Raw genomic sequence first — 22,275 nt, 5'->3', positions numbered from 1 at the left:
ACGATGAGCAGCACGACGCTTTCCCCCGTGATCCGCCTGCACCCCGAGGACGGCGTCGTCATCGCACGCCAGCTGCTGCAGCCGGGAACCGAGGTCGCCCCGGGCGTCACCGTGGGCGCGCGGCGCATCCCCGCGGGGCACAAGGTGGCGGTGCGTCCCATCGCCAAGGGCGAGCCGATCCGCCGCTACGGCCAGATCATCGGCTTCGCCACCGACGCCATCGAGCCCGGCGCCTGGGTCCACACCCACAATTGCGAGATGGGTGATTTCTCGCGCGACTATGCCTGGGGCGTGGATGCGAAGCCGACGGCCTATGTCGACGCACCGGCGACCTTCATGGGCATCCGCCGGGCGGACGGGCGCGTGGCGACGCGCAACTACATCGGCATCGTCACCTCGGTGAACTGCTCGGCGCATGTGGCCGAACTCATCGCGCGGCAGTTCGAGCGCAACCCGATCACCGGCGCCGATCCGCTGGCCGAATGGGGCAATGTCGACGGCGTCGTGGCGCTGACGCACAAGACCGGCTGCGGCATGACGATGGACGAGCCGCTCCGCGTGCTGCGCCGGACGCTCGCGGGCTTCGCGCGGCATGCGAACTTCTCCCATGTCATCGCCATCGGCCTCGGCTGCGAGGTGAACCAACTCGGCCCGATGCTCGAGGAGCAGAAGCTGACGGGCCGGCTGCGGAGCATGGACATCCAGGACAGCGGCGGGTCGCGCGCGACCGTGCTGAAGGGCATGGACTTCGTGAAGGAGGTGCTGGCGGAGGCGAATGCGGTGACGCGCGAGCCGGTGCCGGCGTCCGAATTGTGCATCGCCCTGCAATGCGGCGGATCGGACGGGTATTCGGGCATTACCGCGAACCCGGCCCTGGGCGCGGCCTCCGACCTGGTGGTGCGGCATGGCGGCACGGTGATCCTGTCCGAAAGCCCCGAGACCTATGGCGCCGAGCACCTGCTGACGCGCCGCGCGGTGAGCCAGGAGGTCGGCCAGAAGCTCGTCGACGTCATGCAGTGGTGGGAGCGCTACACCGAGCGCGAGGGGGCGGAGATGAACGCCAACCCCTCGCCCGGCAACAAGGCGGGCGGGTTGACGACGATCCTCGAGAAGTCGCTCGGCGCCATGGCCAAGGCGGGGACGACGAACCTGGTCGACGTCTATCGCTATGCCGAGCCCGTCACCGCCAAGGGCTTCGTCTTCATGGACACGCCGGGCTACGACCCGGTGGCCGCGACCGGGCAGGTCGCCGGCGGGGCGAACATGGTCTGCTTCACCACGGGGCGCGGGTCGGTGTTCGGCATGAAGCCGGCGCCGTCGATCAAGCTCGCGACCAATTCCGCGATGTATGAACGCCTGTCCGAGGACATGGACATCAATTGCGGCACCATCGTCACCGGCGAGGAGACGGTGGAGCAGTGCGGGCAGCGCATCTTCGAGCTGATGCTGCGCACCGCATCGGGCGCGCCGACGAAGAGCGAGGCGATGGGCTTCGGCGCGCAGGAATTCGCCCCCTGGGTGCTCGGGGCGACGATGTGAGTTCCGCGCTGCAGGCGCTTGCCGTCCGGATCGACGGATCGCGGCTGCTGTTCAACGGCTGGGACTGGTTCGTGATGTCGGACCGCGTGCCGCCCGAAGCGCGGCCGCTGATGCGCACGACGTTGCTGCGCTGGGGCTGCGCGGTGGGGTGCATGCTGCTCGCCGGCCTCGCGGCGGCGCTGTCGGAGACGGCCGCGTGACGGCGGCGGAGATCGTCGCCGCGGCCAGGCGGCTCGATGCCGCGGGGATGATGCCGTCCAAGTCGGGCAACCTGTCGGTCCGCTGCGACGGCGGCTTCCTCGTGACGCCGGCGGGGCTGCCCTATGCGGACCTCACCGAGGCCGACCTGGTGCAGGTCGATACCGCGGGCGCGGTGCTGCGGGGGCATCGCCGTCCGTCCTCGGAATGGCGGCTGCATGCTGCTGTCCATGCGGCGCGGCCGGAGGTGGGGGCGGTGGTGCACACGCACAGCCCGCGCGCGACGGCACTGTCCTGCGCGCGGCGTGGCATTCCGCCCTTCCACTACATGGTGCTGATGGCCGGCGGCGAGGTGCGCTGCGCCGAGCACGCGACCTTCGGCACCGAGGCGCTGGCGCGGAACTGTGTCGTCGCGCTCGAGGGACGACGGGCAGTGCTGCTGGCGAACCACGGCGTCGTCGCGACGGGCGCGACGCTCGCCGCCGCGCTGACGCTGGCCTTCGAGGTGGATAACCTCGCGGGGCAGTATCTCGACCTGCTGGCCGCCGGGCTGCAGCCGGTCCTGCTGAACGACCGCGAACTGGCCGAGGCGGCCGCGCAGTTCGCCGATTACGGGCGCTGAGGGCGCCTCACGCTTTCCGGGGCGGCACCACGTCCGCGAAGATCTCGAAGGTCTTCCAGGCGGGTTCGACGCGCGCCTCGCCGCAGCGGGGAATGTAGGGCGAGGCGTCCTGCAGCGCGTAGCGCGGGATGTTGCGCGGACAGTTGGGGAAGATGTCGTCCGGCGTGACGCGCACCAGCGCCTGGGCGCCTTCGAAATCCGCCATCAACGGATCGTCCAGCACGACCCGCGCCGTGCCGTTCACGCGCAGGCGGCGCGGGCGGTCCTCCATGGTGATGAAGAGCAGCCCGACATGCGGATTGGCCGCAATGTTGCCGAGGCTCTTGAACATCCCGTTGCCGTCGTAGTCGGGGAAGACGAGCAGATCCGGCGCCGCCACGCGCACGAAGCCCGGATCGCCGCCCTTGTAGGAGCAGTCGGGCCGCCCCTCGGCATCCGCGGTGGCGAGGAAGAAGAAGCGCACCGAGGCGATGAAGGCGGCGTCCTCCTCGGTGAAGGCGGACCGGCGCAGCTTCTCGACCAGGCGATCGGCGAGGGGTCGGGACCCGAAAGCGTCCTGCAGGTCCCGGCTGCCCTGGTGGAACATGACCATGGATGGACCTCCGCGCTGGAAGCGCGGGGACGTTACGCCGTCCCGGGACGATCCGGCCGTGAAATCAGCAGACCGGGCCGCGGGTGATGGCCGTCAGCGGGCCGTTGAAGCTGCGGTAGGTCGCCTCGATGCCGGTGATCCCGGCAGCGGTGAGGCGCGCGGCGTGCTTGCGGTGATAGGCCTCGGCCGCGGCGCGGGAACGGAACAGGTAGATGCCGCCGGCGCGCTGCTGCTCGGCCGCTTCCGTCCAGGTCTTCCAGAGCAGGTCAGGTTCGGCGGCGATGTCCTCGGCGAGCGCGCGCATGGCCGTCGCCTCCTCCGGCCCGCCGGGCGGGCCGGACGTCGAAGATGACGAGGGTCGGCCCCTCGCTCACCGCCGCTGCTGTTGCTGCTGGCGCTGCGCGGGCGGCGGCGGCGGGTTGAGGAACTGCTCGATCTCGATCGCGCGGCCCACGTCGAACTGCAGCAGGCAGGCGGCACGGTCGGCGGCGGCCTCGGTGGCGCGTTCGGGGTTGCTGCCGGCGAAGTCGCAACGCCGGTCGCGATAGGCGACCCAGGCGGCCTGCACCTCGGCCAGGGCGGCCCGGCGCGCCGGGTCCTGCTGGGTCGCGAGCAGCCGCTGCACGGCGTTGTCGAGGCGCGGGGCAATCGCCGCGCGCTGGCCGTCCATGCAGCGGGCGGCGAGCGCGGTGTCCTGCGAATTGCCCATGCAGGTGCGCATGTTGCGCTCGACCTCGGTGGCGAGGTCGGGCTGGCGCGGCTGCTGCGCCTGGCGCTGCTGCTGTTGCTGCTGCGCCGCGGCGATGCCGGGCGCGAGCAGGACGACGGCGAGGAGCGTGGCGCGCATCACGACGAGGCCACCAGCTTCTGCTGCTGCTCCCCGAGGCCCGCGATGCCGAGGCGCATCGTCTGGCCCGCCTTGAGGAACACCGGCGTCGGCTTCTTGCCGAGGCCCACGCCCGGTGGCGTGCCGGTGAAGATCACGTCGCCCGGGTTCAGCGTGATGCACTGGCTGACATAGGCGATGACCTGCTTCACGCCGAAGATCATCGTGCGCGTCGAGCCGTCCTGCTGGCGGACGCCGTCCACGTCGCAGAACATCGCGAGGTTCTGCGGGTCGGGGATCTCGTCCTTGGTCACCAGCCAGGGGCCGAGCGGGCCGAAGGTGTCGAAGCCCTTGCCCTTGTCCCAGGCGCCGCCGCGCTCGGCCTGCCATTCGCGCTCCGAGACGTCGTTGCCGACGGCATAGCCGGCGACGTGGTCGAGGGCGTTCTCCTCCGACACGTACTTGGCACGGGTGCCGATGATGATCGCGAGCTCGACCTCCCAGTCGGTCTTCACGCTGTTGCGGGGGATGACGACGTCGTCATTCGGGCCCGACAGAGCGTTGAGCGACTTGAGGAAGACGATCGGCTCCTTGGGGATCGGGGCGCCGGTTTCGGCCGCGTGGTCGGCGTAGTTCAGGCCGATGCAGACCAGGTTCTTCATCCCCGTCACCGGCGGACCCAGGCGCGGATTGCCCGAGACCTTGGGCAGCGAGGTAGGGTCGAGCGCCGCGATCTTGGCCAGCACGGCCGGGGAGAGGGCGTCGCCCGAGAGGTCCGGGATAACGCCGGACAGGTCGCGGATGGCGCCGTCCGCGTCCAAGAGTCCGGGCTTCTCCTGGCCGGCGGGTCCGTAGCGCAGCAGCTTCATCGGCGTATTCCTGAACCTGTCGTTGGGGGGCGGAGAATGCCAGGGATCGGCCGGGCCCGGAAGCGGCCCGGCCTTACGGGAATTACAGGGTCCAGCCGCCGTCGATGACGATGGACTGACCGGTGACGAAGGCGCTTTCGTCCGAGGCGAGGTAGACGACGAGGGCGGCCATCTCCTCGGCGGTGGCGAGCCGGCCCATCAATTGCCGCGCGACGAAGGCGGCCCGCGCCGCTTCGACCGAACCCGCCGCCGCCGCGTTGGCGGAGATGCGGTCGTGCAGCGACGGCGTGTCCACCGTGCCGGGGCAGAGGCAGTTGCAGCGGATGCCCTGCGAGACGTACTCGGTCGCGATCGACTTGGTCAGGCCGATCACCGCCGCCTTGGTGGTGCCATACAGGAAGCGGTTCGGCGCACCCTTCACCGAGGAACAGGCGCTCGACATGTTGACGATGCTGCCGCGCTTGCGCTCGAGCATCCCGGGCAGGAAGGCGCGGGCGACCTTCCACATGGCGCGCACGTTGAGCGCGAAGCCGAAGGACCATTCCTCGTCCGTGCAGGACAGGATGGTGTTCTGGTGCACATAGCCGGCGCAGTTGAACAGGATGTCGATCGGCCCGGCCTGCTTCGCCGCTTCCTCCACCGCCGCGTCGTCCAGCACGTTCAGCGGGAAGTGGGTGATGCCGCGCGCGCCGAGCTCGCCGACCTTGTGGGCATCGAGGTCGGTGGCGACGACGGTCGCCCCCTCCGCCGCCATGGCGAGGGCGGCGGCGCGGCCGATGCCCTGGCCCGCGGCGGTGACGAAGCAGCGCTTGCCGGCGAGGCGTCCGCTCATGGCCGCGTCCTTCAGTGGTTGTGGCGGCTCTCGCCGCGCGTCTCGAGGATGTTGAGGTACAGCGTCGCGGGCTCGAGGCAGCCGCCGGTGCCGAGGCTGCCCACCGAGTTGCGGTAGATCTCCTCCCACGGCGTCCTGTTCAGCAGCTCCGGCGCCTTCCAGGCGGCGCGGCGGGCGGCGAGCTCCTCGGCCGGGATCAGCACGTCGACCTTGCGGGTGTTGAGGTCGATGCGGATCGGGTCGCCGTCCCTGAGCAGCGCGAGGCCACCGCCGACCGCGGCTTCGGGCGAGACATTGAGGATCGAGGGCGAGCCCGAGGTGCCCGATTGCCGCCCGTCGCCCATGGTCGGCAGCGCGCCGACGCCGCGTTTGATCAGGGCCGCGGGCGGCTGCATGTTCACCACTTCCGCAGCACCGGGATAGCCGACCGGGCCGCAATTGCGGATCACCAGGACCGTCTTCTCGTCGATGCCGAGCGCGGGGTCGTCGAGGCGCGCGTGATAGTCCTCGGGGCCTTCGAAGACCGCGACCTTGCCTTCGAACACATCGGGCGGGTTCGACAGGAACCGGTCGCGGAAGGCCTTGTCGATGACGGAGATCTTCATCACCGCATTGTCGAACAGGTTGCCCGACAGAACGACGAAGCCGGCACGTTCCTTCATCGGCTTCGCGAGGGGGCGGATCACCTCGGGGTCGGGCGCGGGGATGCCGGCGAGGTTCTCGGCGACCGTCCTGCCGGTGACGGTCATCACGTCGCCGTGCAGCAGCCCGGCATCGAGCAACTGCTTCATCACCGCGGGCACGCCGCCGGCGCGGTAGAAGGCCTCGCCGAGGAAGCGCCCGGCGGGCTGGCAGTCGACCAGCAGCGGGATGTCGGCGCCGACGCGCTGCCAGTCCTCGACCGTGTGGTCGACGCCCATATGGCGGGCGATCGCGACCATGTGGATCGGGCAGTTGGACGACGCACCGATGGCGCTCGCCACCGCCACCGCGTTCTCGAAGGCCTTCTTCGTCATGATGTCGGAGGGGCGGAGGTTCGCCTCGACCATCTCGACGATGCGCCGTCCGGTCTCGTAGGCGATCTGGCCGCGCTGGCGGTAGGGACTGGGGATGGCGGCGCAGCCGGTCAGCGACATGCCGACGGCTTCGGCGAGCGAGTTCATCGACAGCGCCGTGCCCATGGTCGAGCAATGCCCGACCGAGGTCGCGCTCGCGGCCACCATCTCGATGAAGGTGTCGTTGTCGATCTCGCCGGCGGCGAGCATCTTGCGCGCTTCCCACACGATGGTGCCGGAGCCCGCCAGGCGGCCCTTCCAGTAGCCGTCGAGCATCGGCCCGCCCGACAGGCCGATCGCCGGGATGTTGACCGTCGCGGCACCCATGAGCTGCGCGGGCGTGGTCTTGTCGCAGCCCATGGTCAGCACGACGCCGTCCATCGGGTAGCCGTGCAGGATCTCGACCAGCGAGAGGTACTGCAGGTTGCGATCCAGCGCCGCGGTCGGGCGCTTCAGCGTTTCCTGCACCGGATGGACGGGGAATTCGAGCGGCACGCCGCCCGCATCACGGATGCCGGCCTTCACCCGTTCGGCGAGCGCGATGTGGTGGCGGTTGCACGGCGCGATGTCGGAACCGGTCTGGGCGATGCCGATGATCGGGCGGCCGGACTGCAGTTCGGCGCGCGTCATGCCGAAATTGAGCATCCGCTCGATGTAGAGCGAGGTCATGCCCGGATCGGTCGGGTCGTTGAACCAGCGCTCGCTGCGCAGCCGGAAGGCGCGTTTCGTCTGATCGCTCTCGGCCATGGCGGTCCCTCCAGCCTTTGACCGGAGCCTGCGGAGCGCGGCGGCGGGTTGTCAATCTGGCGTGGGCCCAGGTGGTCTTCCCTGCCGTCGGGTCTTGGCTACCTGGGTCCTGCCGCGGCGCCGCAACGGGCCCGGCGCATGAAAAAGCGGCGCAGCCACAGGCTGCGCCGCCATCCGATCGCACGCCCCGGCAGCGCGGTCCGGATCAGGGGAAGTTGATGTCCGTGAGGTTGCAGGTGTTGATCTGCATGCGCTCGATCGGCTGGCCGCTCTGCGGGACGATGCGGATGTCGTTGACGCACTGGCCATCGGGCAGGCGGACGATGAAGCTCTGGCCGGGCGCGAGGACATTGGCGCCGAGGCGATCCTGGCCCCAGTTCCGGTCGGCCGAGGAGGAGACGTAGAGCTCCATGATGGTGACGTTGGACCGGTTGTTCAGCCGGAAGGACGGATCGGTGGTCTGTGCGCTGGCGGCACCGCTCAGGGCGAGCGCGACGGCGGCGACGGCGACAAGGCTGCGGCGGAAATGCATGGCGTGACTCTCGGAAGGACCGCCGAATCGGCGGCCCCGGCATTGTTACAGAAATGACGTTGCGTGTTGATGAAGCGCTTCAGGACGCCGCGCTTTCCTCGAGGAAGGCCTGCACCGTCGAATAGAGCACGCCGCGATTGCGCTCGAGCAGCATGGTGTGCGTGCCCTCGCCCAGCATCACCAGGCGCTTGCCCGGGCTGTTCGTGAGCAGCGGAAAGAGCGCAGCCGCCATGGCGGGCGGCGTATCGTGGTCCCATTCGCCGACGACGAGCAGCGTCGGCGCGGTGACCTTGGCGGGATCCCAGGAGGGGCGGCCGGCCTGCTCGAACTCCCGGAAATCCTGCAGCACGCCGTTGGGTGCGCGCAGGACGGAGGGGTTGCGGCGCAGGCCCTCGGGGTCGGTGGCCCAGGTGACGCCGGCCCAATGCTCGAACCAGCCGGGCGGGATCAGGGCGGCGCGCTTGGCCTCCGGCACGCCGTTCATCCACCGTTCGCGCGCCTGGGCCTGGGTGACGGTGCGGTACGCGCCGAGCGGCGCGGTGGCGGTGGTCGCTCCCTGCGAGACCCAGGGCGGGGCGAAGAGTACGAGGCGCTCGACATTGCCCGGATTCTCCGCGGCGAAGCGGCCCATCAGCGTGCTGCCCCAGGACCAGCCCATGTGGATCAGGCGCGGCACGCTGCGGTGCTGGCGGATGAAGGCGGCGGCGGCGGTGATGTCCTGCAGCGCGACGTCGGCGCGCACGATCGGCGGGTTCGCCTCAGGCGGCTGGGCCATCTGCGGCGGGCGCGTGCTGCGGCCATAGCCGCGCAGGTCCAGGCACCAGACGTCGAATCCGCGCGAGGCGATGTAGTCCATCCAGGACAGGCCGCCGAGCGGCAGGTCGAAGGCGGCATGCGCCGGATAGGTCGCCCCATGGACGAACAGCAGCGTGCGCGTCGGCGTGAAGCGCGTCGTCTCCTCCGGCCGCTTGTTGCGCAGGAAGACCTCGATGCCGGCGTCGCCGGTCGGCAGCATGTACTCCTCGGTCGCGAGCGTCACGCCCTGGGCGGAGACGCGTGTCGCGGCCAGCGGGGCGGCGAGCGGAGCGGCGATCAACATCCGGCGATGCATGTGTTTCTCCGTGCTGTCGTCGCACAGATAGCGCGGCCGGTGGCGTCGCGCACCGTCCGAGGCTAGATGCAGGACAATGGACGCCGGACATGCGGCGGTGACGGGAACGCCCGCATCGCCCGATTGGCGCACGGAAGCGCGAGCGACGCTCGTGCTTTCGCTGCCGATCGTCTTCACCAACCTGTCGCAGATGGCGCTCGCGCTGACCGAGACGGCGCTGCTCGGCCATCTCGGGACCGAGGCGCTCGCCGGCGGGATGCTCGCCGTCAGTCTGTATTTCGCGCTGCTGGCGCCGGGGCTCGGGCTCGCCTTCGCGGCGGCGCCGCTGCAGGCGCAGGTGCGCGGGGCGGGGCGCCTGGTCGGCGGGGCCGGGCGGGGCTGGGTGCGCGGCATGCGGCGCGCGACGCGTTCGGCGCTCTGGGCGGTGGGCCTGGCGCTGCTGCCGTCCTGGCTGTTGCTGTGGCAGACCGAGGCGGTGCTGCGGGCGCTGGGGCAGGATCCGGTGCTGGCGGCGCTGGCGCAGGAGTATGCGCGGGCGGCGATGTTCGGCATGCCCGGCTTCTGCGCCTTCGTGGTGCTGCGGGGATTCCTCGCGGCCATGGAGCGGCCCGCGGGCGCGATGTGGATCTCGCTCGCGGCAGTGGTGCTGAACCTGCCCATCGCCTGGGCACTGATCTTCCCGGCGGGACTCGGCGTCGCCGGGGCGGGGCTGGCGCTGAGCCTCGCGAACTGGGGCATGGTGATCGCGACCCTGGTGCTGATCCGCCGCGATCGGGTGTTCCGGCGCTTTCATCTTCTGGGTCGCGCCTGGCGGCCGCAGCCGGCCCGCATGCGGGAGGTGTTCGTGGTCGGGCTGCCGATCGCCGCGGCGATGCTGCTCGAAATCGGGGTGTTCTCGGCAGCGGCCCTCGCCATGGGGTGGTTCGGCGCGACGGCGGTCGCGGCGCACGCCATCGCGATCCAGACGGCGTCCGCGACCTTCATGGTGCCGATGGGCATCGGGCAGGCAGCGACGGCGCGGGTGGGTCTCGCGGCCGGTGCGCGCGATGCGGCCGCGGCGGCGCGGGCCGGCTGGGTCGCGATCGGGCTCGGCGCCACCTTCATGGCGGCGATGGCGGTGATGCTGGTGACGATGTCGCCGGTGATCGCATGGGTCTTCCTCAACCCTGCGGATGCGACGGCGGCCGAGGTCGCGGCACTCGGCGCCACGCTGCTGATGGTGGCGGGCTTCTTCCAGCTCGGCGACGGGATCCAGGTGGTCACGGCGGGCGCGCTGCGCGGGTTGAAGGATACGCGCGTGCCGATGCTGTTCGCGGCGCTGGGCTATTGGGGGATCGGGCTGCCCTTCGGCCTGTTCGTCGCGCATGTCGGCGGGCTGGGGCCGATGGGGGTCTGGGTCGGCCTCGGTGTCGGGCTCGCCATCGTGGCGGTGCTGATGCTGCGCCGCTGGCGGGCGGTGTCGCGGCGTGAGCTAGGCTGAAAAGAGCCCGCGCGCGACGACCAGGCGCTGGATCTCCGAAGTGCCGTCGAGGATGCGCAGCAGCCGCACGTCGCGATAGAGGCGCTCGGCTGCGCTGCCGGTCATGTAGCCCTCGCCGCCATGGACCTGCAGGACGCGGTCGGCGACGCGGCCGAGCGCCTCGGTCGCGAAGAGTTTCGCCGCCGCGGCGTCGGCCGGGCGCAGCGTGCCGTCGTCCCGCGCGCGGGCGAGCTCGAGCGCCATGCAGCGCGCGGCGAGCGCTTCCGCCGCGCTGTCCGCCAGCAGGGCGCCGATGGCGGGCTGGTCGGCGAGCGGCTTGCCGAACTGGCGGCGGCGCAGCGCATGGGCGCGGCCTTCGTCGATCAGCCGTTCCATCAGCCCCGCGGACAGGGCCGCGAGATGCAGCCGCACCTTGTCGAGACCGGCGAGGGCGAGTTTCAGCCCGTCGCCTTCCGCGCCGACCAGCGCATCGGCTGGGATGCGCGCATCGTCGAACACGATGTCGGCGGTGAGCGCGCCGCGCATGCCCATCTTGGACTGCGCCGGCTGGATGTGGATGCCGGGCGTGGCGGGGTCGATCGCGAAGGCGGAGATGCCGCGCGCGCCTTCTCCGCCCGTGCGGGCCATGACCATCAGCATGCCGGCCTCGGGCGCGTTGGTGACCCAGCGCTTGCGTCCGTCGAGGCGCCAGCCGTCCCCCTCGCGCCGCGCGGTGGTCTGCAGCGCCGCTGCGTCGGACCCGGCCTCGGGTTCGGACAGGCAGAAGCAGGCGATCCTCGCGCCGCTGGCGAGGCCCGGCAGCCATTGCGCCTTCTGCGCCTCGCTGCCCGCACGCAGCAGGATCTGCGCCGCGCCGCCGCTGTTGAGCGCATAGACCGCGCGATAGGCGGGTGCGGCGCGGCCGAGGACCAGCATCAGCCCGGCCTCTTCCTCCATCGTCAGGCCGAGGCCGCCGAAGGCTTCGGGGATCGAGATGCCGAACAGGCCGTGCGCGCGCAGCGCGGCGCGGGCCGCGTCGGGCATGCGGTCCTCGGCGTCCATCTGCGCCTCGGCGGGGATCAGGATGTCCTCGACCAGGGTGCGCGCGGCCTTGAGGCGGGTGGCGTGGGCTTCGGTGCTGCGGATCATGATGTCCTCGGTGGGCGTGACGGAGGGGCTCCGCCCCTCCGGACCTCCCCGGCAAAGGCCGAAAGGCCTTTGCAAACCATCACTTCATGTCTCCGGCGCAAATGCTGCGCCGTGTGATCGTCTCGACCGTCGTGCACGGTGCCATGTCGAGGTTCCCAAAGGCCTTTCGGCCTTTGGTGGGGTGGCTTGGAGGGGCAAGGCCCCTCCAATTCGTCGTTAAGCGCAATCAGTCGCTCTCCGGCGGAATCACATTCGTGTTCCGCCCTTCGACCAGCACGTCCCGCATCGTCTCAGCCGCCTTCAGCCGGATGTCGTCCCACGCCTCCGGCGTGTGGAAGGCGATGTGCGGGCAGATGATGAGGCGCCCGTTCAGCCATTCCTCCTTGTCGCGATAGGCGCGGAGCAGGGCGGGGATGGGTTCCACCGGCGGTTCGACCGGAATGACGTCGAGGCCCGCCGCGGCGATGTGCCCCTCGCGCAGCACGCGCTCGAGCGCGTCGATGTCGAGGATCGGCCCGCGCGCCGTGTTGATGACGACGGCGTTCTGCGGCAGCAGGCGCAGCTCTCGCTCGCCGACCAGCCCGCGTGTGTTGCGCGTCAGCGGGCAGTGGATCGAGAGCACGTCGGCCTGGGCGAGCATCTCGTCCATGGTGCGACAGCGCGTGACGCCGATGGCCCGGTCGGCGCCATTGGGCAGCGCCGGATCATAGAACACCACGCGATAGCCGAGCGCCTTGGCGCGCAGCGCCGCGGCCGTGCCGATGCGGCCGAGGCCGAGGATGCCGAAGGTCTGCACCTCCTGCCGACGCACCGCGGGATGGCGCATCACGGCCCAGGGCGCGGGGTTCGGGCCGCGCTGGGTGTCGTGATAGAGCGTGAGGCCGCGGCGCAGCGCGAGCGCCATCAGCACCGCGAATTCCGCCACTTCCTGCGTGCCGTAGTCCGGCACGTTGCAGACCTTGATGCCCCGCGCCGCAGCGGCCGCGCGGTCGACGCGGTCATAGCCCACGCCCATGCGGATGATGACGCGCAGATTGGGAAAGCGCGCGATCTGATCGGCGGGGACGGCCATGCGCAGCGTCATCAGCGCATCGGCCTGCTGGCACAGCTCGTCGGGCAGTTCGGCGAGCGAGGATTTGCACGCTCCCTGCACGATGCGGACCGAGGGGCCCATGATGCGCTGCTCGAGCGAAGTGTCGGGATAGAGCCCCTCGGGCTCGAGCACGGTCAGCGTCACCTGGCGGTTCCCCCTTTGGCGGCTTCGTGCGGCGGAGGATGCGGGCCGCCGGCCTGCCGCGCAACCCGCGCTCAGCGCATGGCGAAGAGTTCCTGGTGGAAGCGGGAGGGCGGCAGGCCCTGCGCCGCGAAGTCCCGCCGCAGGGCCGCGCCGAAGCCGACCGGCCCGCAAAACCAGAGGCTGGCCTCCCGCCAGGCGGGCACAGCGGCGCGGATGCGCTCGCCGTTGAGCCGGCCGTCGCGCGCGTCATGCAGCACGTGCAGGCGGACGCCGGCGCGCGCCGCATCGGCGGTGAGCTTCGCGATCGCCTCCGCGCTGAAGTCGGAGGTCGGGTGGAAAAGATGGATCTCCTGTCCCGGTACCGGCCGGTCCTGCGCGATCTGCTTCATGCGGGCGATGAAGGGCGTGATGCCGATGCCGGCGCCGATCCAGACCTGGCACCGCCGGTCGTCGTCGAAGGTGAAGCAGCCATAGGGGCCTTCGACCGTCACCGGATGCCCGACCTTCAGGCGGTCGCGCAGCCTGCTCGTGTGGTCGCCGAGCGCCTTGGTGATGAAGGTGAGTCGCCGCTCATCGGGATGCCAGGCGGAGGCGATGGTGTAGGGATGCGCGCCCTCCGCCTCGTCCGAGGTGACGAAGGCGAACTGGCCGGCGCGGTGGCCCGGCCAGCCATCGGGGACCGAGACCTCGCCTTCGAGCACGCGCAGCTCCGGATAGTAGGTGAGGGCCGCGATGGTCCCGCGCACCTGCCGCCCGGCGCCCACCCGCCGCAGCAATACGACCACCGCCGCGGAGGCGCCACAGGCCAGCAGGACCGCCAGCACGACGCCGAGTGGCGTCGTCCAGTAGGCGAAATCGGTCAGGACCACGGAATGGAAGACCAGCACCAGGTAGACGAGCGCCACCCACCGGTGCGTCTTGTAGAAGAGGCGGTAGGGTATGCGCGTGGCCAGCGCGACCAGGATCAGCAGCACCGCGGCGTAGAATGCCCATTCGCCGATGTCCTCCGCGGTGCCGCGCAGGCCGCGCAGCGCCTGCTCGATGCCGCTGCCCGGCGGAGGGCGCGGTCCACGCGCCGGACGTTCGAGCCAGCCATAGCCCACGGCCCATTTGGGGCCCTGCGCCCACAGCCAGTGGACGATCGAGAGCGCCAGCCCGCCGATGCCAAGCCACTTGTGCAGCCGGTACATCTTGTCGAGGCCATCGAACCAGCGTTCCGGCCATCGTGGGCGCAGCGCCAGGATCATCGCGGCGGACATGCAGCCCATCGCCAGGAGGCCGGTGGCTTGCACCATCCCGGACCGAAGGGGAAAGAAGCCGGTCGCCGCCAGGGCGAGAGGGTCGGCTGCGATCCACAGCGCGAACAGCAGCCCGGGCAGGCCCCAGAGGGCTGTCTTGATCCGTCCCACGCGTCACCGCGCTCCATGCCGCATGGCCGCGAGGCTCCGCGGCTATCTGGTGGAACCCTAGCGCGGACCGTCCTCCCTTGGTTGAGGTGGCTCAAGGCGGACCGCGGCCCGGTGGGGTCGGGCCGGCGCGTCAGGCACCGCCCTGGCCGCGGACCGCCACGCAGCTCGGGGAGCCGAGCTGGCACATGGTGATGTAGGTGACGCGCTGCCCGCAGCCGCTGATCCCGATCGTGTATTCGGCGCGTTCGATGCCGCGCCAGGCGGCGGGCTGCAGCAGCTGGCTCGACAGCACCGTCGCGGTGGCGGCGGGGCAGTTCATCTCGAAGCGGGCGCGGCGGAGCGCGACGTCGGTCGCGACGGACTGCTCGTCGGCGAGGATCTGCTGCGGGCCTTCGCAGGCGCCGAGCGCAAGGAGCGCCGCCGCAAGCGGCAGCAGGGTGGTGCGGGACATGCGGGAAGGCTCCGTCGCGGAATATTTGCGAATGATCCGCAATCGCGAACAATTGCGCAAGCCCGATCGGAAAATGAGAAGGCATCCATTGCGGCAAATCATAACGCTGCTTATTATCACTCCCGCTATGCCAGTCCCCCTCGACCGCGATCTGCTCTTCCTGCTCTCCGATGTCGGCCGCCTCGTGCGCATCAACGCCGACCGGCGGGCGCGGGAGGACGGGATGACCCGGGCTCAATGGGTGATCCTCGCGCGGCTCGAACGCATGGGCGGGCTCAGCCAGAAGGAACTGGCCGACGCGCTGGAGGTCGAGCCGATCACGGTGGGGCGTCTGGTCGACCGGCTGCAGGGAAGGGGCCTGGTGGAACGCCGGCCCGATCCTTTCGATCGCCGCATCTGGCGCCTGCACCTGACGCCCGACGCGGCGCCCATCCTGGCGCGCATCGAAGCCTACCGCGCCGAACTCCATGCCCGCATCACCGCCGGGCTGGACCGCGAGACGGTCCACCAGGTGGTCGAGGCGCTGCTGAACATGAAATCCGAGCTTCTGTCCGGCGACCGGGTGCCGGACGAGGCCGCCTGAGGACCGACTGCCATGCCTGAAGGCCCGTTGAACGAAGCGCCGCGCGCGATGGAGCGCGCGAGCGCGGCCACGCCCATCCGCGACCCCGACCCCGAGGCGACGCGCCGGCGGCGCCTGCGCCATGCGCTGATGGCAGCGGGCATCGTCGCGGCGATCGGTACGGCGGGATGGGGCTGGCTGTCGGGCGGACGCTACGTGTCCTCCGACAACGCCTATGTCCACGCCGACCTGCTGATGGTCTCGACCGACGTCGCCGGCATCGTGCGCGACGTGCCGGTGCATGAGGGCCAGCAGGTCCGTGCGGGCGAGGTGCTCTACAGCCTCGACCCCAGGCCCTTCGAGATCGCGGCGGCCGGCGCCGAGGCGCGGTTGCGGCAGGCGGTCCTGTCGGTGACCGCGCTGCGGGAGGACCTCACGCGCATGCAGCGCGACGTCGCGGCGCAGGAAGCGGCCGTCGACCTCGCCCGCGCGCAGTTCGAGCGCGCCCAGAGCCTCGTGCACACCTCCGCCGTGTCCCGCGCGTCCTACGATGATTCGCGCTTCGGGCTGCAGCGGGCGGAACAGCAGCTCGCGAGCCTCCGCCAGCAGGCGGTGGTGCAGCTGGCGCGCCTCGGCGGCGATCCCGACCTGCCGGTCGAACGCCAGCCCGAGGTGATGCAGGCGCAGGCCGCGCTCGACGAGGCGCGGCGGCAATGGGCGCACAGCACCGTGCGCGCGCCCTTCGACGGCGTAGTGACGCGCGTGGAGGCGGTGCAGCCGGGCCTGTATCTCGCCGCGGCGACGCCGGCGCTCGGCCTGGTCGGGTCCGCCCGCGCCTGGATCGAGGTGAATCCGAAGGAGACGGACCTGACCCATGTCCGTCCGGGCAACGACGTCACCTTCACCGTCGACGCCTATCCGGGCCGTACCTGGCATGGGCACGTGCAGTCCATCGCACCGGCGACCGGCGCGCAGTTCTCGGTGTTGCCGGCCCAGAACACCAGCGGCAACTGGGTGAAGGTGGTCCAGCGCGTGCCGGTGCGCGTGCAGGTCGATGCGGCCGAGGGCGCCCCGCCGCTGCGCGCGGGCATGAGCGTGGTGGCGACGATCGACACGGGCCATCGCCGCAGCCTCTCGGACCTGTTCTGAGGCGCGCCGTGCCATGGCCGAGGCCACGCAAGGCGGGGAACCGAACCGCGCGCTGATCACCGTCTGCGCCATGGCGGCGACGCTGATGCAGGCGCTGGACGGCACCATCGCGAATGTCGCGCTGCCCTACATGCAGGGCGGGCTGTCCTCCACGGCGGACCAGGTCACCTGGGTCCTGACCTCCTACATCGTCGCCGCCGCGATCTTCACCTCGCCCGTCGGCGCGCTCGCGGCGCGCTACGGGCGGAAGCGGATCTTTCTGATCTCGGTGGGCGGCTTCACCTTCGCTTCCGTGCTGTGCGGGGCGGCGCAGTCGCTCGAGCAGATGGTGGCGTTCCGCCTGATGCAGGGCGCCTTCGGCGCGGCGCTGGTGCCGCTGTCCCAGGCGACCATGCTCGACATCTACCCGCCGGCGCGGCGGGGCTCGGCGATGGCGGTCTGGGGCATGGGCGTGATGCTCGGGCCGATCCTCGGGCCGACGCTCGGCGGCTGGCTTACGGAAGCCTACGACTGGCGCTGGGTCTTCTATGTGAACCTGCCGGTCGGACTGCTCGCCTTCGCGGGGCTGTCCATCTTCCTGCATGACGACCGTCCGGCGACCGCGCGGCCCTTCGACGTCTTCGGCTTCGCCGCGCTCAGCATCGGCATCGGCGCGCTGCAACTGATGCTCGACCGCGGGCAGCGGGAGGACTGGTTCGAATCGACCGAGATCCTGATCGAGGCGGGCGTCGCGGCGCTCGGGCTCTGGCTGTTTCTCGTGCACCTGTTGACGGCGCCGCGGCCCTTCATCCCGCCGCGGATCTTCAGGGACCGCAACTTCCTCTCCGGCCTGATGATGATGTTCGTGGTCGGCGCGATCCTGTTCTCGACCTCCGCGCTGCTCGCGCCCTACCTGCAGACGCTGGGTGGCTATCCGGTCTTCGATGCGGGGCTGGTGCTGGCGCCGCGCGGCGTCGGCACGATGATGGCGATGATGGTCGCCGGGCGCGTCGCCGACCGCGTCGATCCGCGCGCGCTCATGATGTTCGGCATCGCCGTGATGGGCTGGTCGCTGTGGGACATGACCGGCTGGACGCCGGACCTCAACGCGCACCACCTGATGTTCACCACGGCGGCGCAGGGATTCGGGCTCGGCTTCATCTTCGTCCCGCTGCAGGTCATCGCCTTCGCGACCCTGTCGCCCGACCTGCGCACCGACGGCACGGCGCTGACCAGCCTGGTGCGCAACATCGGCAGCGCCATCGGCATCTCGGCCACCATTGCGGTGCTCGAGCATGACAGCCAGGTCCTGCATGCGGAGATCGCCGCGCTGGTGAGCCCGCTGAACCGGCTGCTGCACCTGCCGGGCGTGGCGCAGTTCTGGGATCCCGGCACGCCCGCCGGCGCGGCGCTGCTGAATGCCGAGGTGACCCGGCAGGCGCAGGTCATGGCCTATGCCAACGACTTTCACCTGCTGCTGCTGCTCTGCATCCCGACCGCGATCCTGGTGCTTCTGATGCGCCGCCCGGCGACGCTGCGGCCGGCCGAGCCCGGCCACGCCGCGATGGACTGACCGGAGGAGGGGTGCTGCCCCTCCGCCGCCGCGGCACCTATAGTCGCCCGGCATCGATCGGGACCTTTCACGCATGGCGGACCGCAACATCCTCGTCACCGGCGCAGCGAGCGGGATCGGCGCCGCCTGCTGCCGGGCGCTCGCCGCGCCGGGCGTCGCCATCGCCGTTCACACCCGCGGCAACCGCGAGGGCGCGGCCCGCACCGCCGAGGCCATCCGTGCCCGCGGCGGCGTCGCCTACGAGGTGTTCTGCGACCTCGCCGAACCCGGGGCGCCGGAACGCACGGTGAAGGAGGCGGCGGAACTGCTTGGTGGCCTCGATGTCGTGGTCTCGAACGCCGGCTTCGCCGACCGCACGCCGGTGGCGGGGCTGACCGACGCCGCCTTCGCGAAGAGCCACGACGCCATCGCGCTCGCCTTCCTGCGGCTGGCGCGGGAGGCCGGGCCGATCCTGCAGCAGGGGCGCGATCCGCGGCTGGTCGCCGTCTCCTCCTTCGTCGCGCACCTGTTCCGCAACGACGTCACGATCTTCCCGGCCTCGGCCGCGGCGAAGGCGGGGGTCGAGGCGCTGGTGAAGGCGCTGGCCCTGGAATGGGCGCCGGCGGTGACGGTGAACGCGGTGGCGCCGGGCTACACGCAGAAGGACCCAGGGACCCATGCCGCGCTCGACAAGGCGCAGTGGGAGGCGATCGCGGCGCGCATCCCGATGCGCCGGCTCGGCCAGCCGGACGACGTGGCGGCGGCGGTCGCCTTCCTCGCCTCGCCGGGCGCGGGCTACGTGACCGGCCAGGTGATCCATGTGAGCGGCGGGGTCGTCGTGTGATCGCCCGGCTGGCGTTGCTGCTTGCGGCGCTGACGCTGCCGGCCGCCGCGCAGGACCAGGGCGCGGTGCATGGCGGGCCGGTGCGCGCGCTGGCCGTGGCGCCGGAGGGCGGCAGCCTGGCCTCGGCGGGCTTCGACCAGTCGATGATCGTCTGGGACCGCGCGGCTGGGCACGCGCGGGCGGTGGTGCGCTGGCATGCGGGGGCGGTGAATGCGCTCGCCGCACTTCCCGGCGGGCGCTTCGCCTCGGGCGGGGAGGATGGGCGCATCGCGCTCTGGGGACCGGATCCGCGCGGCGGCACGCCGGAGCGCGTGCTGGACGGGCATGAGGGGCCGGTGGCGGGGCTCGCCTGGCACGATGGCGTCCTGGCCTCGGCCGCCTGGGACGGCACGGTGCGGCTGTGGCGCGAGGGCGCGGCGCCGCGCGTTCTGGAAGGCCACCGCGGCAACGTGAACGCGGTGGCCTTCCGCAGCGACGGCGTGCCGGTGAGCGCCGGCTACGACGGAACGCTGCGCGCCTGGGGCGCGGATGGCGTGCCGGAGACGATCGCCGAGTTCGGCCTTCCGCAGACAGCGCTCGTCGCCTTGCCCGACGGGGCGCTGGCCGCGGGCGGCGTCGACGGCCGCGTGCGCCTGGTGGCTGCGAATGGGGAGGTGCGCGAGATCCTCGCCGCGGGGCGGCCGGTGGTCGCGTTGGCAGCGAATGCGCGCGGGACGCTGCTGGCGGCGGGGACGCTCGGCGGCAGTGTCGCGATCCTTGGCCTGCCGGAGGGGCGGTTGCTGCACACGCTGGATGGGCCGGGTACGCCCGTCTGGTCGGCCGCTTTCGACGCGGATGGGCGCACATTGTGGACGGGCGGCGCCGATCGGCGCGTGCGGCGCTGGGATGCGCTCGCGGGCCGCGCGATCGGCCCGGTGCGGGAAGCGGCGGCCGAGGACACCCGCGCGGGCCTCGACCAGCATGGCGCGCGGGTCTTCCGGGCCTGTTCCGCCTGCCATGCCCTGACGCCCGAGGGCGGCAACATGGCCGGGCCGAACCTGCACGGGCTGTTCGGGCGTCGGATGGGCAGCGTCGCGGGCTATGCCTATTCGGATCGGCTCGCGCGCGGGGACATCGTCTGGACGCCGGAGACGTTCGCGGATCTGTTCACCCGCGGGCCGGACGTGGTGACGCCGGGGACGAAGATGCCGGTGCAGCGCATCGAGAATGCCGAGGACATGGCGGCGCTGCTGCGCTTCCTCGATCAGGCGACGCGCTAAGGCAACAGGCGGAAGAGCGTTACCTCGCGCAGGGTGCGGTCCTCGAGTTCCAGCGTCGTCGGCACGGCGTGGCGGGACAGGGGCTCGAGACCCTCGCGCGGCAGGTAGGCGCGGCCGGGATCGGCGAGGAGCACATCGGCGCCTGTTGCCGCCATCCCGCGCAGCCAAGGCAGGATGTGCGCCGTCATCGGCGCCTCGTAGCAGACGTCGCCGGCGAGGATGACGTCCCAGCGGCAGGGCGCGCCGACGATGTCGCCCTCGGGCGTCGCGACCGACACACCGTTCAAGGTGGCGTTGAGTCGCACGGCGGCCAGCGCGAGGGGGTCGATCTCCGCGGCTTCGACCAGCGCGGCGCCGGATTTCGCGGCCGCGATGGCGGCGATGCCGCAGCCGGCGGCAAAGTCGAGAACCCGCTTGCCTGCGACGCGTGCCGGTTCGTCCAGCAGCAGCCGCGCCGTCGCCTGCCCGCCGGGCCAGGCGAAGGCCCAGAAGGGCGGCTCGATGTTGCGTTCCTTCAGCCATTCCTCCGTGGCCTGCCAGATCGGCGTGATCTCGCTGGCGAGGTGGAGCGCGATCTCGGGCACGATCGACGCGCGCGCGACCGCGGTGTGGGTCCGCACGAAATCCTCGGGGCTCACAGCCGGCCGATCAGGAAGGCGAGCGCGATCGCGAGGCCGACATCGCGGTTCGCCTTGAACAGCCGCAGGCACAGCGCCGGATCGCCGATGTCGATCGTCACGACCTGCCGCGCCAGCAGCGCCGCCGGCAGCAGCAGCGCCGGGACGTAGAGCCAGGACAGGCCCGCGAGCCAGCCCGCCAGCAGCAGCAGCACGAGCGTCACCGCATAGCAGGCGGCGAGGAAGGGGCGCGTCTTCTCGCCGAACCGCAGCGCGGTGGAGCGGATGCCGACCAGCGCATCGTCCTCGCGGTCCTGGTGCGCGTAGATCGTGTCGTAGCCGAGGATCCAGAAGAAGCCCGCGGCCCAGAGCGCGATCGCCGCCGCATCCAGCCCGCCGGTCGCCGAGGCGTAGCCCATCGGCGCCGCCCAGGAGAACACGACGCCGAGCACCGCCTGCGGCCAGTCCGTCAGGCGCTTCGCGAGCGGATAGAGCGCGATCGGCACCAGCGAGAGCACGCCGAGCAGGATCGCCGCCCAGGGCAGTTGCACCAGGATCAGCAGCGAGACGAGCAGCAGCCCGAGCAGGAAGGCGAGCGCCTGCTTCGGCCGCACCGCGCCCGAGGCCAGCGGCCGCCCCGCCGTGCGTTCCACCTGGCGGTCGAGGTCGCGGTCCCAGAGGTCGTTCACCACGCAGCCCGCGCCGCGCATCAGCACGGCGCCCAGGCCGAACAGGACGGTCAGCCACAGCCCACGCCCCCAGGAGGGCGCGGCCATGGCGAAGGCCCAGAGGCCGGGCAGGAACAGCAGCCAGGACCCGATCGGGCGGTCGAGGCGCATCAGCAGGGCATAGGGGCGCCAGCCCTCGGGCAGGCGCGCGACCCAGCCGCCGGCGCGGATGTCGGTATAGCCGCTCACGCGCCGTATAAGGGGTGCGGAGACCCGCCATGTCCACCCCGCGACTGTTCCACGACGCCGCCCTGGCCGAGGGCGCCGAGATCCCCGGCACGCCGGCCCAGGCGCACCACCTCGGCACCGTGCTGCGGCGCGGGGCGGGGGACGAGGTCGCCGTCTTCAACGCCCGCGACGGGGAGTTCGCCGCAACCATCGCGCATCTGCGCAAGGACCGCTGCGCCTTCGCGCTCGGGGCGCGGCAGCGCGGCGCGGCAGCGGAGCCCGACCTGCGCCTGGTGGTCGCGGCGATCAAGCGGGACGCGATGGACTGGATCGTGGAGAAGGCGACGGAGCTCGGCGTCTCGGTCATCCAGCCGGTGATGACGCGGCGCAGCATCGTCGACCGCGTGAACCTCGATCGCCTGGCCGCCATCGCGCGCGGCGCGGCCGAGCAATGCGAGCGGCTGTCGGTGCCGGAGGTCCGCGCCGCGCTGCCCCTGCACGCCGCGCTCGATGCCTGGGATGGCACGCCGCTGCTGGTCGCCGCGGAACGCAGGGGAGCATTGCCGATCCGTCATGTCGCAGCCGGGATGAGGCTTCCCTGCGGTTGGCTCGTCGGACCCGAGGGCGGCTTCGAGGGGGGTGAACTTGACGACGCCATGCGTCGTCCCTTTGTTACCGCCGTCGCCCTCGGCCCCCGCATCCTGCGGGCCGAGACGGCGGCGGTCGCGGGCCTTGCGGTGCTCCAGGCGCTGGCGGGGGACTGGGACGTGAGCTGAACGCGCCGCGTCC

At 71.5% G+C, this 22,275-nt stretch carries 23 protein-coding genes and 1 pseudogene; 10 read left to right on the top strand and 14 right to left on the bottom strand.

Translation table 11 applies throughout. The features are described from left to right. The first annotated feature begins 3 nt into the window (after positions 1-3). The 3 genes from GWK16_RS03740 to GWK16_RS03730 are packed head-to-tail and all read left to right on the top strand — an operon-like array spanning position 4 to position 2,359. Positions 4-1,539, top strand: coding sequence for a UxaA family hydrolase (locus GWK16_RS03740; protein WP_170052588.1), 1,536 nt, complete (start codon positions 4-6; stop codon positions 1,537-1,539). Further along, positions 1,536-1,739, top strand: a complete 204-nt coding sequence (locus GWK16_RS03735) for a hypothetical protein (RefSeq protein WP_170052587.1) — start codon at positions 1,536-1,538, stop codon at positions 1,737-1,739. The genes GWK16_RS03740 and GWK16_RS03735 overlap by 4 nt, the downstream gene beginning before the upstream one ends. Continuing rightward, positions 1,736-2,359, top strand: a complete 624-nt coding sequence (locus tag GWK16_RS03730) for a class II aldolase/adducin family protein (RefSeq protein ID WP_338144397.1) — start codon at positions 1,736-1,738, stop codon at positions 2,357-2,359. Before GWK16_RS03735 ends, GWK16_RS03730 begins: the two co-directional genes overlap by 4 nt. A 7-nt stretch (positions 2,360-2,366) precedes the next feature. Here the strand turns inward: GWK16_RS03730 and GWK16_RS03725 are convergent, their stop codons facing one another. The 8 genes and pseudogenes from GWK16_RS03725 to GWK16_RS03690 all read right to left on the bottom strand — a co-directional run bounded on the left by GWK16_RS03725 (position 2,367) and on the right by GWK16_RS03690 (position 8,923). Next, on the bottom strand, positions 2,367-2,951 hold the full coding sequence (locus GWK16_RS03725; protein ID WP_211187044.1) for a pyridoxamine 5'-phosphate oxidase family protein: 585 nt from the start codon (positions 2,949-2,951) through the stop codon (positions 2,367-2,369). A 64-nt stretch (positions 2,952-3,015) separates the two neighbouring features. Further along, positions 3,016-3,264, bottom strand: a pseudogene (locus GWK16_RS03720) (YdhR family protein); the annotation flags it as partial. A 57-nt stretch (positions 3,265-3,321) separates the two neighbouring features. Beyond that, complete coding sequence (locus GWK16_RS03715) at positions 3,322-3,798, bottom strand: lysozyme inhibitor LprI family protein (RefSeq protein WP_170052585.1); 477 nt, start codon at positions 3,796-3,798, stop codon at positions 3,322-3,324. After that, a complete protein-coding gene (locus tag GWK16_RS03710) occupies positions 3,798-4,646 on the bottom strand; it encodes a fumarylacetoacetate hydrolase family protein (protein WP_170052584.1) in 849 nt (282 codons plus the stop codon). The genes GWK16_RS03715 and GWK16_RS03710 overlap by 1 nt, the downstream gene beginning before the upstream one ends. An 82-nt stretch (positions 4,647-4,728) precedes the next feature. Next, positions 4,729-5,478 (bottom strand): SDR family oxidoreductase, encoded by a 750-nt coding sequence (locus GWK16_RS03705; protein ID WP_170052583.1) that lies wholly within the window; start codon positions 5,476-5,478, stop codon positions 4,729-4,731. An 11-nt stretch (positions 5,479-5,489) separates the two neighbouring features. Further along, positions 5,490-7,280, bottom strand: coding sequence for an IlvD/Edd family dehydratase (locus GWK16_RS03700; protein ID WP_170052582.1), 1,791 nt, complete (start codon positions 7,278-7,280; stop codon positions 5,490-5,492). 205 nt (positions 7,281-7,485) lie between these two features. Beyond that, positions 7,486-7,812 (bottom strand): hypothetical protein, encoded by a 327-nt coding sequence (locus GWK16_RS03695; protein WP_170052581.1) that lies wholly within the window; start codon positions 7,810-7,812, stop codon positions 7,486-7,488. Between the two features lie 79 nt (positions 7,813-7,891). Continuing rightward, positions 7,892-8,923, bottom strand: a complete 1,032-nt coding sequence (locus GWK16_RS03690; RefSeq protein ID WP_170052580.1) for an alpha/beta hydrolase — start codon at positions 8,921-8,923, stop codon at positions 7,892-7,894. 97 nt (positions 8,924-9,020) lie between these two features. Here GWK16_RS03690 and GWK16_RS03685 point away from each other — a divergent pair, with 97 nt between their 5' ends. After that, positions 9,021-10,403, top strand: a complete 1,383-nt coding sequence (locus GWK16_RS03685; protein ID WP_338144396.1) for an MATE family efflux transporter — start codon at positions 9,021-9,023, stop codon at positions 10,401-10,403. Here the strand turns inward: GWK16_RS03685 and GWK16_RS03680 are convergent. From GWK16_RS03680 to GWK16_RS03665, 4 genes are all read right to left on the bottom strand, one after another. Beyond that, a complete protein-coding gene (locus tag GWK16_RS03680; RefSeq protein ID WP_170052578.1) occupies positions 10,395-11,531 on the bottom strand; it encodes an acyl-CoA dehydrogenase family protein in 1,137 nt (378 codons plus the stop codon). The genes GWK16_RS03685 and GWK16_RS03680 overlap by 9 nt on opposite strands. Positions 11,532-11,757: 226 nt before the next feature. After that, on the bottom strand, positions 11,758-12,768 hold the full coding sequence (locus GWK16_RS03675) for a C-terminal binding protein (protein WP_338144395.1): 1,011 nt from the start codon (positions 12,766-12,768) through the stop codon (positions 11,758-11,760). 71 nt (positions 12,769-12,839) lie between these two features. Next, positions 12,840-14,177: a ferredoxin reductase family protein gene (locus tag GWK16_RS03670; protein WP_338144394.1), complete on the bottom strand. Its 1,338-nt coding sequence runs from the start codon at positions 14,175-14,177 to the stop codon at positions 12,840-12,842. 130 nt (positions 14,178-14,307) lie between these two features. Next, entirely contained in the window at positions 14,308-14,628 is a 321-nt protein-coding gene (locus tag GWK16_RS03665) for a hypothetical protein (RefSeq protein ID WP_170052577.1), read from the bottom strand. Between the two features lie 31 nt (positions 14,629-14,659). On the opposite strand from GWK16_RS03665, the gene GWK16_RS03660 reads away from it, so the two are divergent. The 5 genes from GWK16_RS03660 to GWK16_RS03640 all read left to right on the top strand — a co-directional run bounded on the left by GWK16_RS03660 (position 14,660) and on the right by GWK16_RS03640 (position 19,973). Continuing rightward, positions 14,660-15,211 carry a MarR family winged helix-turn-helix transcriptional regulator gene (locus GWK16_RS03660; protein ID WP_211187042.1) on the top strand — a complete coding sequence of 184 codons (552 nt, stop codon included), beginning with the start codon at positions 14,660-14,662 and terminating at the stop codon, positions 15,209-15,211. Between the two features lie 12 nt (positions 15,212-15,223). Next, entirely contained in the window at positions 15,224-16,339 is a 1,116-nt protein-coding gene (locus GWK16_RS03655; RefSeq protein WP_170052576.1) for an HlyD family secretion protein, read from the top strand. Positions 16,340-16,352: 13 nt separating this feature from the next. Beyond that, positions 16,353-17,891, top strand: coding sequence for a DHA2 family efflux MFS transporter permease subunit (locus tag GWK16_RS03650; RefSeq protein WP_170052575.1), 1,539 nt, complete (start codon positions 16,353-16,355; stop codon positions 17,889-17,891). Between the two features lie 73 nt (positions 17,892-17,964). Continuing rightward, positions 17,965-18,714, top strand: a complete 750-nt coding sequence (locus tag GWK16_RS03645) for an SDR family NAD(P)-dependent oxidoreductase (RefSeq protein ID WP_170052574.1) — start codon at positions 17,965-17,967, stop codon at positions 18,712-18,714. Continuing rightward, positions 18,711-19,973 (top strand): c-type cytochrome, encoded by a 1,263-nt coding sequence (locus GWK16_RS03640; RefSeq protein ID WP_170052573.1) that lies wholly within the window; start codon positions 18,711-18,713, stop codon positions 19,971-19,973. Before GWK16_RS03645 ends, GWK16_RS03640 begins: the two co-directional genes overlap by 4 nt. On the opposite strand, the gene GWK16_RS03635 is transcribed toward GWK16_RS03640, so the two are convergent. Both GWK16_RS03635 and ubiA read right to left on the bottom strand, forming a co-directional pair. Beyond that, positions 19,970-20,593, bottom strand: coding sequence for a class I SAM-dependent methyltransferase (locus GWK16_RS03635; RefSeq protein WP_338144393.1), 624 nt, complete (start codon positions 20,591-20,593; stop codon positions 19,970-19,972). The genes GWK16_RS03640 and GWK16_RS03635 overlap by 4 nt on opposite strands. Positions 20,594-20,607: 14 nt before the next feature. Next, complete coding sequence (gene ubiA, locus GWK16_RS03630) at positions 20,608-21,507, bottom strand: 4-hydroxybenzoate octaprenyltransferase (RefSeq protein WP_170052571.1); 900 nt, start codon at positions 21,505-21,507, stop codon at positions 20,608-20,610. A gap of 29 nt (positions 21,508-21,536) precedes the next feature. Between ubiA and GWK16_RS03625 the strand changes: the two genes are divergently transcribed. Further along, positions 21,537-22,262, top strand: a complete 726-nt coding sequence (locus GWK16_RS03625; RefSeq protein WP_170052570.1) for a 16S rRNA (uracil(1498)-N(3))-methyltransferase — start codon at positions 21,537-21,539, stop codon at positions 22,260-22,262. Positions 22,263-22,275 lie beyond the last annotated feature (13 nt).

The organism is Neoroseomonas marina (assembly GCF_012927745.1).
In the GTDB taxonomy this organism is placed as follows: domain Bacteria; phylum Pseudomonadota; class Alphaproteobacteria; order Acetobacterales; family Acetobacteraceae; genus Neoroseomonas; species Neoroseomonas marina.
The sequence above is the reverse complement of the archived record's forward strand: the minus strand, read 5'-3'. Positions and strand labels throughout refer to the sequence as shown.